The sequence below is a fragment of the Erythrobacter sp. A6_0 genome (genome assembly GCF_017744235.1).
GTDB lineage: Bacteria > Pseudomonadota > Alphaproteobacteria > Sphingomonadales > Sphingomonadaceae > Qipengyuania.
Genome location: NZ_JAGHQR010000002.1, coordinates 498,225 through 513,623 on the forward strand (window position 1 = coordinate 498,225; position 15,399 = coordinate 513,623).

The 15,399-nt window shown below is 65.0% G+C and carries 17 protein-coding genes; 2 read left to right on the forward strand and 15 right to left on the reverse strand.

The window, feature by feature from the left end; genetic code table 11:
• Positions 1-28: 28 nt before the first annotated feature.
• From J7347_RS08080 to flgB, 15 genes are all read right to left on the reverse strand, one after another.
• Positions 29-3,361, reverse strand: a complete 3,333-nt coding sequence (locus J7347_RS08080; RefSeq protein WP_209161592.1) for an amidohydrolase family protein — start codon at positions 3,359-3,361, stop codon at positions 29-31.
• Between the two features lie 55 nt (positions 3,362-3,416).
• Positions 3,417-4,307, reverse strand: coding sequence for a CoA ester lyase (locus J7347_RS08085; protein WP_209161593.1), 891 nt, complete (start codon positions 4,305-4,307; stop codon positions 3,417-3,419).
• A gap of 72 nt (positions 4,308-4,379) precedes the next feature.
• Complete coding sequence (locus J7347_RS08090; protein WP_209161594.1) at positions 4,380-5,207, reverse strand: flagellar motor protein MotB; 828 nt, start codon at positions 5,205-5,207, stop codon at positions 4,380-4,382.
• Position 5,208: 1 nt separating this feature from the next.
• A complete protein-coding gene (gene motA, locus J7347_RS08095) occupies positions 5,209-6,072 on the reverse strand; it encodes a flagellar motor stator protein MotA (RefSeq protein ID WP_209161595.1) in 864 nt (287 codons plus the stop codon).
• Positions 6,073-6,110: 38 nt separating this feature from the next.
• Positions 6,111-7,022 (reverse strand): flagellar biosynthesis protein FlgL, encoded by a 912-nt coding sequence (locus J7347_RS08100; RefSeq protein ID WP_209161596.1) that lies wholly within the window; start codon positions 7,020-7,022, stop codon positions 6,111-6,113.
• Positions 7,019-8,356: a flagellar hook-associated protein FlgK gene (flgK, locus tag J7347_RS08105; RefSeq protein WP_209161597.1), complete on the reverse strand. Its 1,338-nt coding sequence runs from the start codon at positions 8,354-8,356 to the stop codon at positions 7,019-7,021. The genes J7347_RS08100 and flgK overlap by 4 nt, the downstream gene beginning before the upstream one ends.
• A complete protein-coding gene (locus tag J7347_RS08110; RefSeq protein ID WP_067682178.1) occupies positions 8,356-8,661 on the reverse strand; it encodes a rod-binding protein in 306 nt (101 codons plus the stop codon). The genes flgK and J7347_RS08110 overlap by 1 nt, the downstream gene beginning before the upstream one ends.
• A complete protein-coding gene (locus tag J7347_RS08115) occupies positions 8,658-9,767 on the reverse strand; it encodes a flagellar basal body P-ring protein FlgI (protein ID WP_209161598.1) in 1,110 nt (369 codons plus the stop codon). Before J7347_RS08115 ends, J7347_RS08110 begins: the two co-directional genes overlap by 4 nt.
• A gap of 11 nt (positions 9,768-9,778) precedes the next feature.
• Positions 9,779-10,447, reverse strand: a complete 669-nt coding sequence (locus J7347_RS08120; RefSeq protein ID WP_209161599.1) for a flagellar basal body L-ring protein FlgH — start codon at positions 10,445-10,447, stop codon at positions 9,779-9,781.
• 11 nt (positions 10,448-10,458) lie between these two features.
• Entirely contained in the window at positions 10,459-11,247 is a 789-nt protein-coding gene (flgG, locus tag J7347_RS08125; protein ID WP_067682169.1) for a flagellar basal-body rod protein FlgG, read from the reverse strand.
• Positions 11,248-11,280: 33 nt separating this feature from the next.
• On the reverse strand, positions 11,281-12,021 hold the full coding sequence (gene flgF, locus J7347_RS08130; protein ID WP_209161600.1) for a flagellar basal body rod protein FlgF: 741 nt from the start codon (positions 12,019-12,021) through the stop codon (positions 11,281-11,283).
• Positions 12,022-12,070: 49 nt separating this feature from the next.
• The gene (locus tag J7347_RS08135; RefSeq protein WP_067682164.1) at positions 12,071-12,883 is read right to left on the reverse strand and encodes a flagellar hook basal-body protein; all 813 of its coding nucleotides are present in this window, start codon (positions 12,881-12,883) and stop codon (positions 12,071-12,073) included.
• Positions 12,884-12,911: 28 nt separating this feature from the next.
• Positions 12,912-13,211, reverse strand: a complete 300-nt coding sequence (locus J7347_RS08140) for a flagellar hook capping FlgD N-terminal domain-containing protein (RefSeq protein WP_209161735.1) — start codon at positions 13,209-13,211, stop codon at positions 12,912-12,914.
• Positions 13,211-13,615, reverse strand: coding sequence for a flagellar basal body rod protein FlgC (flgC, locus tag J7347_RS08145; RefSeq protein ID WP_067682947.1), 405 nt, complete (start codon positions 13,613-13,615; stop codon positions 13,211-13,213). The genes J7347_RS08140 and flgC overlap by 1 nt, the downstream gene beginning before the upstream one ends.
• 3 nt (positions 13,616-13,618) lie before the next feature.
• Positions 13,619-13,966, reverse strand: coding sequence for a flagellar basal body rod protein FlgB (flgB, locus tag J7347_RS08150; protein WP_067682945.1), 348 nt, complete (start codon positions 13,964-13,966; stop codon positions 13,619-13,621).
• A gap of 252 nt (positions 13,967-14,218) precedes the next feature.
• Here flgB and J7347_RS08155 point away from each other — a divergent pair, with 252 nt between their 5' ends.
• Both J7347_RS08155 and J7347_RS08160 read left to right on the forward strand, forming a co-directional pair.
• Positions 14,219-14,926, forward strand: coding sequence for a MotA/TolQ/ExbB proton channel family protein (locus tag J7347_RS08155; RefSeq protein ID WP_067682943.1), 708 nt, complete (start codon positions 14,219-14,221; stop codon positions 14,924-14,926).
• Positions 14,923-15,348: a hypothetical protein gene (locus J7347_RS08160; protein ID WP_209161601.1), complete on the forward strand. Its 426-nt coding sequence runs from the start codon at positions 14,923-14,925 to the stop codon at positions 15,346-15,348. Before J7347_RS08155 ends, J7347_RS08160 begins: the two co-directional genes overlap by 4 nt.
• Positions 15,349-15,399 lie beyond the last annotated feature (51 nt).

Here is a 15,399-nt window from a genome sequence, read left to right on the forward strand (position 1 = left end):
CTCGCCCGTTACTCTTCGACCGAAACTATCACTCCCACCAGTAGGGCAGGCGGCGCGCATCGCCGGTGACGACTTCGTTCATGGTGCGCGCATCGTAGAGCCGCCCGCCCAGCATGACGCGTTCGATATCGTCCGAATTGCGGATATCCGCGCTGGGATCGGCGGTGAGGATCACGAGATCCGCCAGCTTGCCGACTTCGAGCGAACCGATATCGCGGTCCATGCCGAGCGAGCGCGCGGATTCGATCGTACCCGCGCGCAGCGACTGCACCGGGCTCATCCCGCCGCGCACGAAGCTCCACAATTCCCAATGCGCCGCGATGCCCGATTGCTGGCCATGCGCCCCGATCGAGACCTTCACGCCGCGTTCGGCCAGTTTCTTGGCCTCACGCGCGGCGTTGTCGTCCACGAAGGCCCATTCCGGCGCTTTGGTCCGCCGTGCGGTTTCCGCCAGCAGCATGCGCGGCGGCGTGTGGATCAGTAGCGGATTGTCGAACACGTCGGTCGCCTGGCGCCAGTACGGATCGGCGGCGAGGCCGCCATAGGTGACGACCAGCGTCGGCGTGTAGTTCGTCTGGCTCTGGCCAAAGAATTGCAGCACGTCGTCATACATCACGTCGACCGGGATGTTGTGCTCCAGCGTGGAATTGCCGTCCGCGACGAGATTCAAATCCATCCCGAACAGCGATCCGCCTTCGGCCACCACCAGCATGTTTTCCGCCCGCGCGGCGGCGACGACCTGCTGGCGCTGTTCGCGGCGCGGCTGGTTGTAGTTCTTGACCGAGATTCCGCCCTGCGCCTTGATCCGGCGCACATGGGCCAGCGCGTCCTCGTATCCGTCGATGCGGGCATAGACGCTGGGCGCCTTGGCCCCGTAAATGATCTCGCCGGTCGAGAAGATGCGCGGGGCAAGCAGCGTGCCCGCCCTCTGGCGCTCCGCCGCGGCGAAGATCGAGCTGGCGCTGGATGACGGATCGTGGATCGTCGTCACGCCCATGGCCAGCTCCTGCACCGTGGACCAGTTCTGCTGCGGCACTAGATCGCCGACGCCCTGGGGGCCGTGGGCATGCGCATCGACAAGGCCGGGCATGATGACCCGTCCAGTGGCATCGACGGTCCGCGCGCCCGAAGGGACCGGCGTGCTCGCCGCCGGGCCGATCGCCGCGATCCGGTCGCCCTCGATCACGATGGTGCCGTTCTCGATCACGCCCGCCTGATCGCCGGTCATCGTCAGGATACGCGCGCCGGTGATCGCCACCGTGCCGGTCGGCTTGTCGGCACGCACCGTGCGGGCGAGCGAGATGCCGGTTTCGGGCGGAACGAAGCTCTGCGCATTTTCAGGCGCGGGCGCCTTGCGGAACATCGCGGCGGTGGTGGCGCGATACATCGTCGGCCCCATCGACCAGTAGACGGTCGATCCGTTATCGGCCCACCCGATATAGTCCGCCCCGCCCTTGCTGGCCTTGACCACGGGCAGCGAGCTTGCCTTTTCGCCCACCGTCACTGCCTGGCCGCCCGGCAGGATGGGGACGACGAAGACTTCGTAATTCTGCTTGAACGCGACATGCTCGCCCGTCGGCGAGACGCGGAAATCGTTGGCGAGATCGCCTTGGGCGTGGACGCGCTTGGCCTCTCCGTTCAGATCGGTGGAGAGCAATTGCAGATTGCCGCCCTCGCGCCCCATCATGAAAATGCGGTCGTTCGCCGCGCCGAACTGGGGCACGCTATTTCCGCGCGAGACCAGCTGCGGCGTGCCGCCACTGGCCGAGACGCGATAGACGCCCGGATTCTCCGAAAATTCCGGCGCGGTCAGATATCCGCCCTCGCGCTTTTCGAACACGATGGTCCGCCCGTCGGGCGAAAATTGCGGCACGGCGTAATGGCCGCGCATTTCGGTGACGGTGCGCTGGTTGCGGCCGTTCGCGTCCAGAGTGACGATCTGGCCGAGCCCCTGATCCGTCCAGCGGACATAGGCGATGCGTTCGCCATCGCGCGACCATGCGGGCCAGGCCTCGATCGCCTCCCCATCATCGGTCAGCCGCCGCGCTTCGCCCCCGGCGGCATTCTTCACGTAAAGCTTGCCGAGGCTTTCGAACACGATCCGGCGACCATCGGGCGAAAGTGCGGCGAATTTCGGGATCTTGGTCTCGAAACTGTCGGGCGCGACCGGGATCACAGGATGGGGCGCATCGGCCACGCTGCGCGTATCGTCGATCGCGAAGGGGATCACCCGCGCTTCGCCTCCCATGGCCGGGACGCGGCGCAGCTTGCCGCCTGCCCAGAACACGATTTCGCGGCTGTCGGGCGTCCAGTCCATCCCCGGATAGACGCCATAGACCGCCCAGGTCTCCTGCAAATCGAGGTCGAGCGAATCGTAGATCATCCGCTCCTCCCCGCTCGAAAGATCCTTGACCCAGAGCTGGGACTGGTCGCGATCACGGCGCACGAAGGAGAGGTATTTGCCATCCGGCGACGGCTGCGGGCGGACCGATCCGCCATAGCCGGACACCGCCGTGGTCACCTCGCCCGTCGCCAGATCGTATTTCTCGATCTCGAACAGGCTCTGCTGCGAATCCTGCGCATACTGGAAGATCGCGCCGGGGCTGACATTGCGGGTGTAGTAGATCGCGCTGCCATCGGGGGCGTAGACCGGCTCGCCCAATTCCTTCTGCAAGGACTCGCTCGCGCGCTCGACCAGAGCGACGCCACCGCCGCCCGAAATGTGATAGAGCCAGACCTCGCCCGTACCCGCCGACCGTTCGGTGGTGAAATGCTTCTTCGCCGCGATGTAGCGCCCGTCCGGGCTCCAGGTCGGCTGGTTGAGGAGGCGGAAATTCTCCAGCGTAACGCGCCGCTTGTCCGACCCGTCCGCATTCATCACCCAGATATTGTCCGCGCCGTTCCGGTCCGAGGTGAAGGCGATCCGGCTGCCATCGGGCGAGAAGCGCGGCTGGATTTCCCAGGCCAGCCCTTCGGCGATCCGGGTGGGCGTGCCGCCCGTAATCGGCATGGTGTAGATGTCGCCCAGAAGCGCGAAGGCGAGCGTGCGCCCATCGGGCGAGACATCGACATCGATCCAGGTGCCTTCGTCGGTGCGGATGGGGACCTGGCGGATGGTGGCACCGCGTGGGTTGGTGATGTCCCATTTCTCTTCGCCCGCGCCGGGCGTGGCCTGCGGAACCGCAGGCGCCGCCTCCACCGCCTCGCCGGTGCCCTGCGCGGGCAGTTCCTCGTCATTCTGCGAAGCGTCGACCTCCTGCTCCTCGACCGGATTGGGCGAAGGCGTCGGCTGCTGCGATTGGGCGAAGGCGGCTTGCGCTACGAACAGGCTGGCAAGGACGGTGGCGACGGTGGTTTTCATGTCTCTCTCCCCTGGGGTCGCCGCCGGTCTAGGCGCACCCGCATGAGATGCAAAGTCACTCGTCGATCTGCGCCAACACCTGTTTTGCCCGGCTCAGGTGCGGGCGATCGAGCATCCCCTTGCGCCAGCCGATCGTGCCCGCGCCGGGATTGTCCGCGAACAATTGCACGATCTCGCGCGCTTCGGCGATTTCTTCCTCGCTGGGTGCGAAGGCGCGGTTGATCACCTCGACCTGTGCGGGATGGATCGCGAGCATCCCGCGATACCCGTCGCGCTTGACCATCCGCGCGCGCTTTTCGAGGCATTCGAGATCGCGGAAATCGCCCATGATCGTCTCGATCGGCGTCACGCCCGCCGCTGCGGCTCCCAAGAGACAAAGCGAGCGCGCCAGCTCGAAGACCGGACGATAGCTGCCATCTTCGTTCATGCTGTCTGCCGCGCCGAGCGAATCGGACAGATCCTCCGCCCCCCAGCTCATGCCCGTCAGCCGCGGTGCCCCGCGATACTCGCCGGTCGTGAACATGGCCGCCGCCGTTTCGGTGACGAGCGCCATGACAGGCGTCGATCCAGGCTCGATATCGTTTGCCTGCTCGCGCTCGGACAGCAAGGCATCCAGCTGTTCGACGTGATGGCGCCCTTCCGCCTTGGGCAGGACGATACCGCCGGGGCGTGCAGGCATCACGGCGTCGAGATCCTCCGCCGTCCAGTCCCCGTCCAGCGGATTGACCCGCACCCACAGGCGCGCGCGATCCTGTTCGTTCGCGCGGAGAAATTCGGCGACCATGCGCCGCGCTTCGGGCTTGTTGGCGGTGGCCACCGCATCCTCAAGATCGAGGATGACGATATCCGCCGGGCCACCTGCGGCCTTTTCCATCTTGCGGGCGCTGTCGCCCGGCGCGAATAGCCAGGATCGCGTTTTGGCAGGGGTCGGGGTCGGGGCGGGCATGGCGGTCTCCGTTCGAAAGGGAGGACCGCCGCTATCAAGCGCGGCGTGTCGTGACCAGCCCGCGCGCGAACCTCAATCGGCGATCACGATCGAAATGCGCCGGTTTCGCGGATCGGTCGGGTCGTCCTTGATCAAAGGTTCGGTGTCCGCGACGCCTTCGATCCGGCGGAAGCGGCCGTCCGCGACGCCCTGGCGCATCAACGCCTGCCGCGTGGCTTCGGCCCGCCCTGCCGAAAGCGACCAGTTATTGACCCGCGTCGTATCGCGATACTTCAGCGCATCGGTATGGCCGCGAACGATCACTTCGCCCATTTCGGGTGCCACGGCCTCTCCGATCAGATTGAGCAATTCGCGCGCATCCGAAGTCAAGACGGTCGTGCCGAGCGCGAACATCGAGAAATCGGCGTCGTCGACCAGATCGATCCGGATACCCTCGGTCGTGTCGACCATGCGGACCTGGCGCATCAGTTTCTTGAGATGCTCTTTCTTCGCAAGACGCTCGCGAGCACGTTCTTCGATGCGCTTGATCTTGCCGGCGCCTTCCTTCGGGCCACCAGTCGCATCGCGGGGGACGGTAAGCGTCTTGGTTCCCGTCTGTCCGGCGGCGTGGGGGTAATTGTCGACATCGGTCAGCGACGAGCCGCCGAGAATGCCATCCGCGCCCGCGCTCTGTTCCTTGGTCTTGACCAGAGTGGGCGTGAAATAGTCGGCGAGGCCCTTGCGCTGGTCTTCGGTGGTCGCGCCGAGCAGCCACATCAGCAGGAAGAATGCCATCATCGCCGTCACGAAGTCGGCATAGGCCACCTTCCACGCGCCGCCATGATGCCCGCCTTCGACGACGGTAATCTTCTTGACGATGATCGGAGCGGGATCGTTGCGCCCCTCGGACGCGCTGGCCATCTCAGCGGCCCCTGAGCGCGTCGAGCAGTTCGTTCAGCCCGGGGCGGATATGATGGCCGAGGCCCGAGCGGGCGGATTCCACCACCAGCGGCTGGGGATGGCCATAGAGCGAGGCGATGATCACCTGCTTCACCGCGTGGAAGATCATCTCGTCCTGTTCGAGCACCTGCTTGAGGCGGCCCGCCAGCGGCGCGACGATCCCGTAAGCGAGCAGCACGCCGAGGAACGTCCCCACCAGCGCGGCGCCGATCATCTTGCCGAGCACGGCGGGCGGCTGATCGATCGAACCCATCGTCTTCACCACGCCGAGAACGGCCGCGACGATGCCCAACGCGGGCAGCGCATCCGCCAGCGTCTGGAGCGCATGCTGCGGTTCGTGCAGTTCGTGGAAATGCGTTTTCATCGCATTGTCCATCACCTCTTCCACGGCATGCACTTCGAGCGTGCCGGACGAGACGACCAGCAGGGTCAACGTGTCGCTGATAAGATGGACCAGCGGCTTGTTGGCGAGGATATTGGGGTATGCGCTGAAGATGGCGGAATTTTCCGGCTCGGTGACATGGCTTTCCAGCGCGACGGGGCCATCGTTCTTGAGCAGCTTCATCAGCTGGCTGGTCAGCGCGATCGCATCGATATGGTCCTGCTTGGTATGCTGCGGCCCCTTGAAGATCTTCTTGAAAGCCGCGCCGATCGCTTTGAGATGATCGAGCGAATTGCCCGCGATCATCGCGCCGATCGCGGCGCCGCCGATGATCAGCATTTCGAACGGCATCGCCTTCATGACGGGGCCCAGGGAGCCGCCGCTGATGGTGAACCCGCCGAACACCATGACGAGCAGAACGACTATTCCGATGATCGCGTACACTGGACTAACTCCATCAATCTATTGGTCGGCCCGCGCGATCAGCGCAGCATCGAGAAGAGCGAAAGGTTGGAAAGCTTGACGAAGCTGGCCTGCGTCGCTTCGAGCACAGTGAGCGTTTCCTGAAGTCGCGTCATGGTAAGCGCGATATCCGCCCCGCCGACATCGCCCTGTTCGGCGGCGACGCGTTCGGAATTCTTCTCGCGCCGCTCGTCCATCAGCTCGACCCAATTGAGCCGCGAACCGATCATGGTCTGCGCCGTGGTGACCTTTTCCAGACCGACATCGAGCGACCCGAGTGCCGCCGAACTCGCATCCGAGGCCGCCGTACCGCCCGCATTCAACGCGGCGGCGAGATTGCCGAATACCTGGAACAGGTCGGTCGCGCCATTGGCGTCGGTAAATTCGAAAACCTGCGGCCCGGTCAGCCCGGGCGTCACGGTCTGGCCCTCGCCGATTTCGAGCGGATCGACGGTATTCGTGCCCACGAAGGTCGCCACGCCGGCAATATTTTCGTAGGCCGCACCGCTCGCCTGCCCGCCCAGCAGCGCGTGCCCGGCGGCATTGCGACCGTTGGCGAGCAGCAGGAGATTTTCAGAAAGGGTGCCGATTTCGGCACCGATCGCGGCGCGCTGTTCGTCGCTCAGCGTCTGGTTGCTGCCCTGCACGGCCAGTTCGCGCACGCGGATCACGATATCGGCGACCGAATTCAGCGCCTGATCGGTGAGTTGAAGGTCGGCCTGGGCGAGCTGGGAATTGCGATTGTCGACTTCGGCCAGGCGTTCGCCGCGCGCCAGTGTGCGAAGGCGCGCCGCGGCCACGGGATCGTCGGACGAGCGTTCCAGCTTTTCGCCGCTGCCGATCATCTTCTGCAGGGACTCGGCGCGATTGCGCAGCGTGCCGATCTGGCTCGAACTGCGCTCGTAGAAGGCTCCGGTGCTGAGATTGATCATCGGCCGATTCCAAGCAGAGTGTCGAAGATGTCGCTGGCGGTTTGCATCGCCCGGCCCGAAGCCTGAAAGGCCTGCTGGAACCGGATCAGATTGGCCGCTTCGGTGTCGAGATCGACACCGGCTTGCTGTTCGAGCGAGATGCGCGCGGTGGACGCGATCGTTTCCAGTGCGCTCTGCGTGACGGTGCGACCCGAAACCTTGCTCGACACGTCGAACAGCAGGCTGCTGAAGCCCTGAATCGGGTCGTTCACTTTCAGCGCTTGGCGCATGGCATCGAGATTGCCTGAGTCCCGACTACCCGCGGGCTGCCCGGCAGGCGCGGTAGCGAGTAGCGCCCCTTCCGTAAGCGCGACTTTCAATGTGCCAGCGCTGTCCCCGGTAAAGAACGGTTGGCCCGCATTGCCTTTGAGATCGACGCCGCTCTGTTGAACGCGGTTCATCTCATCGGCGAAAGATGCAGCAAGCCCGTCCAAGCGCTTTTGTGCGCTGGCAAGGTCCTCGAGCGCAAGAACAGCTCCGCCCAGATTTCCGCTCGTCGGTTTCGTGCTCTGGCCGTTCACCGCGAACGTCGGAACTCCTTCGATGAACCCAGAGATTTCGAGTTTTTGCGCGGTTCCGCCTTGAACGAAGCTAACTTCCGGACTGCCCAGCGAAACCGCGACGGTCCCGTCCGGGGCGAAACTGGTCTTTATCGAAGCCAGGCCCGCGAGCTTTTCCAGCATCAGGTCCCGCTGGTCGAGCAGCGAGGCGCGATCGCTCGATCCCGGCCCTGCGCGGTTCATCCGCAGATTGATCCGCGCGATTTCCTGGCCGATGATGTTCGCTTCGCTCACTTCGGCTTCGGCGTCGAATTGCAGGCCGTTGCGCACCGCATCGAACCCGTCGGCGGTGATGTTGAACTTGGCGGCCAGCGTTTCGGCCTCGCCCAGCACCGCCGCGCGTCGCGCGGGATCGACGGGATCGCCCGCCAATTGCTGGAGCGATGCTTCGAATTCGACCATCGCATCGTAGACGCCCGACTGTTCGAGCGCGCTTTCCATGTTGCGCAGGCCCTTCAGCTCGATATCCGCGCGCGCCAGATCGCCGCCCGTCCGGCGAACCTCGCCCTGTAGGAACGGATCGGCATTGCGCCGGATTTCGGCGATGCGCGCGCCCGATAGCGAGATGTCACCGACCCGGCCCACCCCGCCCGCGGCGGAAACCTCCTCCAGACGCAGGCTGCGGCGCGAATAGCCGTCGCTCGATGCGTTGGCGATGTTCTGCGCCGTCACGTCGAGCGCGCCGCGCGCAGCGCGAGCTCCGCTGACTGCAATGGAGAGAAGGTCTGATGCCATCAGCTATCATCCTGCGGCAGGAAACGAGAGAGCTGGCGCTCGATCGCTTCGGCGAAACCAAGTTGTCCCGATTTCGAGACGATGTCGGCGAATTGCGAATCACGCATTTCGGCAAACGTCTTTTCGCCTTCACCCCCGAATAAATCGTTACCGCCGAAATCCGTGGCGCGGGCGCTGGACAGCATCTGGCGCAGCAGGATCGCCTCAAACGCCTGCGCGGCTTCCTTCAGCCCCTCTTCGGGAGGCTTGATCGGATCCGCCGTCGAAAGCGGTCCTGCTGCCGGAGAAAGGCCGATCGGACTCATATGATCACCAGTTCCGCAGTCAGCGATCCGGCCTGCTTCAAGCCTTCGAGGATCGCGACCAGATCGGCGGGGCTGGCGCCCAGCGCGTTCAGTGCGTCCACCACTTCGGCGAGCGAGGCGCCCGGACCGATCCCGGTGACGTAGCTGCCTTCCTGGCGCGCGGTGATCGTGGTGTCGTCCTCGATCGCAGTCTGGCCGTTTGCGAAGGGCGCGGGCTGGACGATCTGCGGGTTCTCGTCGATCCGCACCACCAGGCTGCCATGGCTGATCGCGGCAGGGGCAAGGCGCACGGCGCTGGAGATCACGATCGTGCCGGTGCGGCTGTTGATGACGACCTTGGCGGCGCGTTCGGCGGGCGAGACGTCGAGCATCTCGATATTCGCCATCAGCCCGGCGCGGGTATCCGCTCCGGTCGGCATGGCGAGCGCCAGCGTGACGCCGTCCTCGATCCGCGCCATGCCGGGATAGGCGGCGTTGATCGCGTCGCGCACCCGCGTCATGGTCATGAAATCGGCCTGAAACAGATTCCAGCGCAGCACTTCGCTGAAGTCGAAATTGCTGGCGACGGCGGCTTCCACGGTCGCCCCGTCCGCGATGCGGCCCACGGTGGGCACGTTGACGGTCAGCTTGGACCCGTCCTGCCCGGACACGCCCAGACCGCCAACGGCGAGATTGCCCTGCGCCATGGCGTAGACCTGCCCATCCGCGCCGTAGAGCGGCGTCATGATCAGCGCCCCGCCGCGCAGGGACTTGGCCTTGCCCATGGTGGACACGGTGACGTCGATGCGCTGGCCGGGCTTGGCGAAGGCGGGAAGTTCCGCCGTGATAATGACGGCGGCCGCGTTCTTGAGCGCGGGATTGACGCCGGGCGGCAGCTGCAGCCCCAGCCGCCCGGAAACGCCCCGCATGGCCTGTGTCAGATAGGCGAAATTGTCATCGCCCGACCCGTCGAGGCCGACCACGATGCCGTAACCGGTCAGCTGGTTCGAACGGACCGAGTGGAACTGGCCGAGGTCGCGCACGCGCTCCGCCATGGCGGGAACCGGCATCACCGCCGCGATGGCGGCGAGGACGAGGAGGAGTTTGCGGATCTTGGGGAAAGTCATCTCCGAGCTCCTCAGAATGGGGTCACGACGGAGAAGAAGCGCGACAGCCAGCCCGGACGGCCCGAGCGCTGGATCGCGCCTGCGCCCGAATAGGAGATGCGGGCATCGGCCACGCGGATCGAGGGGATGCGATTATCCTGGTCGATATCGGCCAAGCGGACGATGCCGGACAATTGCACCCATTCGTCTCCCTGGCTCAGTTTCATCAGCTTTTCCCCGCGGACCAGGGCCGTGCCGTTGGGCCGGACCTCGGCGATAGTGACGGTCAGGTCCGCCCGGATGGAGCTGGCCTGCGATGCATCGCCCGATCCATTGAACGACGCATTGGCACCCGCATTAAGATCGGCGGGGTCGATGGGCACGAAGGCGGGCAGGTCCAGGCTGGCGCTGCCGCCGCGCTGCGTGCTGCCGCTGGTGGATTTGCTGGTCTGAGTGCGTTCGACGAGAACCACGGTGATCAGATCGCCGACGCGCGATGCGCGATTGCCGTAATAGAGCGGCGCGTAGCCCGCGCTCGCATTGTAGATCGCCCCGTCGCCCGATGCGACATAGGAAGGCGGCGCGGGCGGCGGCGGCAGGGCCGCCTCGAAACCGACCGGGCGCGTACCGGCACCGCCACAGGCGGCGCACATCAGCGCCAGCGGCAGGGCGAGGACACAGGTTTTGACGGGAGCGTTCATGCGTTCGGTCCTCACAGGGTCTGGTTGGCGTTGCGCAGCATCTCGTCGACGGCGGAGACCATCTTGGAGCTGATTTCGTAGGCGCGCTGGCATTCGATCATCTCGACGAGTTCCTCGACGATGTTGACGTTCGAACCTTCGAGCATGCCCTGGCGGATATTGCCGCGCCCGGCTTCGCCGCCCGGGCCGAGTTCGGCAGCGCCGCTGGCACCGGTCTCGACCAGGAAGTTGTCGCCGATCGCCTGGAGCCCCGCCGGATTGGTGAAGCGCGCGACCTGGATCTGGCCCAGTTCCACCGGCTCGCCCTCGCCCGCCAGCGTGGCGGAGACGATCCCGTCCGGCGAAACCGAGATTGCGGTCGATCCTTCGGGCACGGTGATCGCGGGCTGCACGGCATAGCCCTGCTGGGTGACCAGCTGGCCTTCCGCCGAAAGGGTGAAATCGCCCGCGCGGGTATAGGCGGTGCGCCCACCCGGCATCTCAATCTGGAAATACCCGTCACCGTCCAGCGCCAGGTCGAAGGCGTTGCTGGTGGTGTTGAGCGTGCCCTGCGTCATGATCTGGCTGGTCGACTGGACCGCCACGCCGGTGCCCAGATTGAGGCCGGTGGCATAGGCCGTCTCACCCGAGCTGCGCTGGCCCGCGACGCGTGCGTCCTGATAGGCGAGCGTGGCGAAATTCGCGCGGTCGCGCTTGAAACCGGTAGTGCCGACGTTCGCCAGATTGTTGGCGATGACGCGCATGCGCGAATCCTGCGCTTCGAGGCCGGTGCGGGCGACTTGCAGTGCTGATGTGGGCATTGTCTAATCCCTTTTCGAAATGTCCGGGGTCGATTAACCGAGGCGCATCAGTTGCGCGCCGCTCTGGTCGAGATCCTTGGCGGTGGAGAGGAGCTTGCTGCGCATTGCGAACAGGCGCTGCGCATCGATCATGTCGACCAGGACCTCGGTCGATTTGACATTGGATTGTTCGAGGGCGCCGACCTGGACCGTGGCTTCCTGGTCGGTCGGCAGGATGCCGCCGCCTTCCACTCGAAACAGGCCGTCCAGCCCCTTCGCGATCGGCGAGCCCTGCCAGGTGGCGAGCTTGATCCGGCCCACTTCGGCGGGCGGCGCATCGGGCGCGGCCAGATTGGCGACCGTGATCGTGCCATCGGGCGAAATCTCAGGATTGGCGCCCGGAGGGATCGTGATCGGCCCGGTCTCGCCCATGACCGTGCGCCCGTCCCCATTGACCAGCAGGCCGGTGGCCGAAACCGAGAGATCGCCGCGGCGGGTATAGGCTTCGGTGCCGTCTTCGGCCTGCACCGCCATTAAGGCTTCGTTGGCGATCGCGATATCGAGCGACTTGCCCGTTTCTATGAATTCGCCCTGTGCCATGTCCGCCCCGCGCACGGCTGCGGTCTGCATGGCGCGCGCTTCGTTGGGCATGCCCTGCAAGGTGACGGGGCGCTGATCGAGCAATTCGGCGCGGAAGCCCAACGTGTTGGCGTTCGCCATATTGCTGGCGACCACGCGCTGGCGATCCATCGACGCTTTCATGCCGGACAAGGCGGTGTAGATCAGGCGATCCATTGATAATCTCCGATTGCGGGAGCCCGGTCAGCCGGGCTCCCGCGAAGGATCAGGTCCGCAGGTTGATGACGGTCTGCGAGATCTGGGTGGCGGTATCGATCGCCTTGGCATTGGCCTGGAAGTTGCGCTGGGCGGTGATCAGCCCGACGAGTTCTTCCGCGATATCCACGTTCGAACGCTCCAGCGCGCCCGATGCGATCTTGCCGAACGCACCCGATCCGCCCGTGCCGTAAACCGCCCCGCCCGAAAGGCCGGTGGCTTCCCAATTGGCATCGCCCACCTTCTTGAGGCCGGTCGGTGCGATGAAGCTGCCGAGAGCGATCGCGCCCACGGGTTCGGACGTGCCGTCCGCATAAGACGCCGAGACGATCCCGACTTCATTCACCGTGACCCCAACGAAATCGGAACCGTCCGCGTTCTGAGCCGGCAGGACCGCGTCCTGCAGCGTGTTGATATCGGGATCGCCATTTCCGTCCAGCGCGAACAATTGCAGCCTGTTGTTGGAGGAATCCACAATTTCGCCTTCGCCGTTGAGCGAGAACGATCCCGCTCGGGTATATTGCGTCGTATCGTCGATGGGAGAGCGGGTGGTGAAGAAACCGTCGCCGGTGATCGCCAGGTCGAGCGCGGAACCGGTCTGTTCCACCGGGCCGAGCGCGAAGTTCTGCGTGATCGACTTCACCGAAGCCCCGATCCCCTGGATCATCTTGGGATTGCTGAGCGAGGTGCCCGCGACGATTTCGGAAAACTCGGTCCGGCTGCGCTTGAAGCCGTAGGTTTCCGAGTTGGCGATGTTGTGCGCCAGCGTGCCGAGCGAGGTCTGCGCGTTCTTGAGGCCGTTCAGCGAGGTATAAAAGGACATCGAATTACTCCTGTCGGAAAAAGGGGGCTCAGAGGCCGGAAGCGGATTGAGCGGATTCGGTGGTGACGATCAGCTGGTCGAGCTTGTCCGCGATCCGCTCGAGCATTTCGTTGGTTTCGGCCGACCCGGCGAGCGCGGAAAACTGCGCCATCTGCGCCAGCATGTCCTTGTTATCGACCGGTTCGAACGGATCCTGCTGCTGCATCTGCACGGTCAGCAGCTTGAGGAAATCGCCCTGGCCGAGCGCGTCCATGCCGCGGCCCTGCGTCTGACCCAGCGTGCTGGATGCCGCATTGGAGATTGCGGGGTTGTTGGAGATGGCAACCATCACTTCATCCTCATCGTTTCAAGCATCAGCTGCTTGGCGGTCGAGAGAGCCTCGACCATGTTGGAGTATTGGCGCGAGGCTTCGAGCATCTCGACCATTTCGGCGTTCTCATCGACCGGGGCTTCCCAGACGTCGCCGTTCTCGTCGGCCAGGGGATGGCCGGGATCGTGGCGGCGGATCGGCGCGACATCTTCGCGCACCACGCCGCCCACGCGAACCGACGACATGCCGGTGGCGTTGTTCAATTCTTCGGCGAAGACGGTGCGCATGGGGCGATAGGCTTCCGCCTCGCTGCCCGCGACCGAGCCGGCGTTGGCGAGGTTGGAGGCCGCCGTGTTCATACGGACGAGCTGCGCGGACATGGCGCGGTGGCCCATGTCGAAGAAGGAGGTTGGACCGGCCATCTCTTATTCTCCCCTGATCGCGCGCGTGACGGTTTCGACCCGTCCACGCAGGAAGTTGAGCGTGGCGGTGTAGGCGACGGCGTTTTCCGCAAAGGCGGTCTGCTCGGTCGCCATTTCGACGGTATTGCCATCGAGGCTCGCCATGGTGGGGATGCGGTACTTGACCGCGCCTTCACTGGCGCGCTCCGCTTCCACGCCGCCGAGACGCGCCTGAAGCGCGCTGCCGAAATCGACGTCGCGCGCTTTGTAGCCCGGCGTCGCCGCGTTCGCGATGTTGGAGCCCAGCACGCTCATGCGCTGCGACCGGATTTCCAGGGCAGCGCCGTGGATACCGAACAGTCCTTCGCTCATATGTGCCTCCCGAATGATGCCCGAACGAGCCAGGCGCGATTGATTACGCGAAAGGGGTAAGCAACAGGCGTGCCAAACCCTGCCACGGGCAGTGAAAGCGGCATTCGGCAAGGAGAAACGGCAAGGGTTTGCCGGAAGGCGGCAAATGTCGGCCACGGGGTAAATCGCCCGTTTTCCGGGCCGTTCTTCCTCCCGAGATTTTGTCGCGTACGTCCAATCGCGTACGTTCAGGGGGCAGGGAGATCGCCCGTCATGCAACACTGGTTCGATCCCATCGCGATCGCTATCGTTTTTCTGGGTACGCTGGCCGCGGCCGTGCTGCGCTGTGGGCTCGTCGATGCGCGTTTCGCGCTCGCCACCCTGCGCAGCCTGACGCAGCCCGCCTTCGATCCCGTCAAGGCCAAGGCCGAAGTCGCCAAGCAGCTCAACGATATCGCCACCGACGGATTCCTTCGGGCCGAGGCCCATCAGTTCGGTGACACGGAATTCGACCGGCTTGCCGAAATCATGATCAGCCAGCGTTCGGCGGAATCGCTCCACGGGGAACATACCAAATATCGCCTCCGCCGTGCCGACGTGGCCAACCGCGCGACCCGCTTCCTCGACTGCGCTGCGGAACTCGCGCCGGTCATGGGTCTTGCAGGTACCCTGATCGCGCTCGGATCGGCGCGCGGCGGCGCGGTCGTGACCGAAGCGGTCGCCGGAGCACCGGCGAGCGGCCTGGTCGATTCCATCGCCATGGCGGTCGTGACGACGCTTTATGGCCTTCTTGCTGCCAATTTCCTGTTCGCCCCCCTTTCAAACGCCGTCCAGCGGCGCGCCCGGGCTGAAGAGCGCGACCGCGATGCCGTGCTCGACTGGCTCGAAAAGGGCGTGCGCCGCATCGACAGGGGCGCCGCCTCTCTGGACAAGAAAAGCGATACCAAACCGGGCAAGGGCAGCGAGGCGAAGGCCGCATGATCGCGCGTCTGGGATCGGGCTGGCAGACGATCACCGCCGATCTGGCGTTGATCCTGTTTCTGGTGACCGCGCAGGCAAGCATCGCCGATGCGGAACGCCCAAGCGCGCCCCCTGCCCCCTCGGTTGCGAAGAGCGAGACCAAACCGCTCGTGCCGCACGCCGTCGAAGGATCGGGCACTGCGGTATTCCGTCCCGGCACCGGGCTCGACCTTGCTGCATGGCTGGCCGAAACCCATACCGACGACCGCCAGAGCGTGACTGCGATTGTGCGCTTTCCTGCAGACGGACGCGCCGCCGCGCTCGACCGGGCGGAAACGCTGATGACGGCGCTGGACGCTGCGGGCGCACGTGCCCGTCTGGTCGTCGAACCTGCGCGAGAAGCCGAAAGCCTGGTCGTCATAGGCTATGAAGGCGCGCCCTGACCGAATTCGATCGAAGCTGGCACGTCTCTTGCTGTAATCCGCGCATATCCC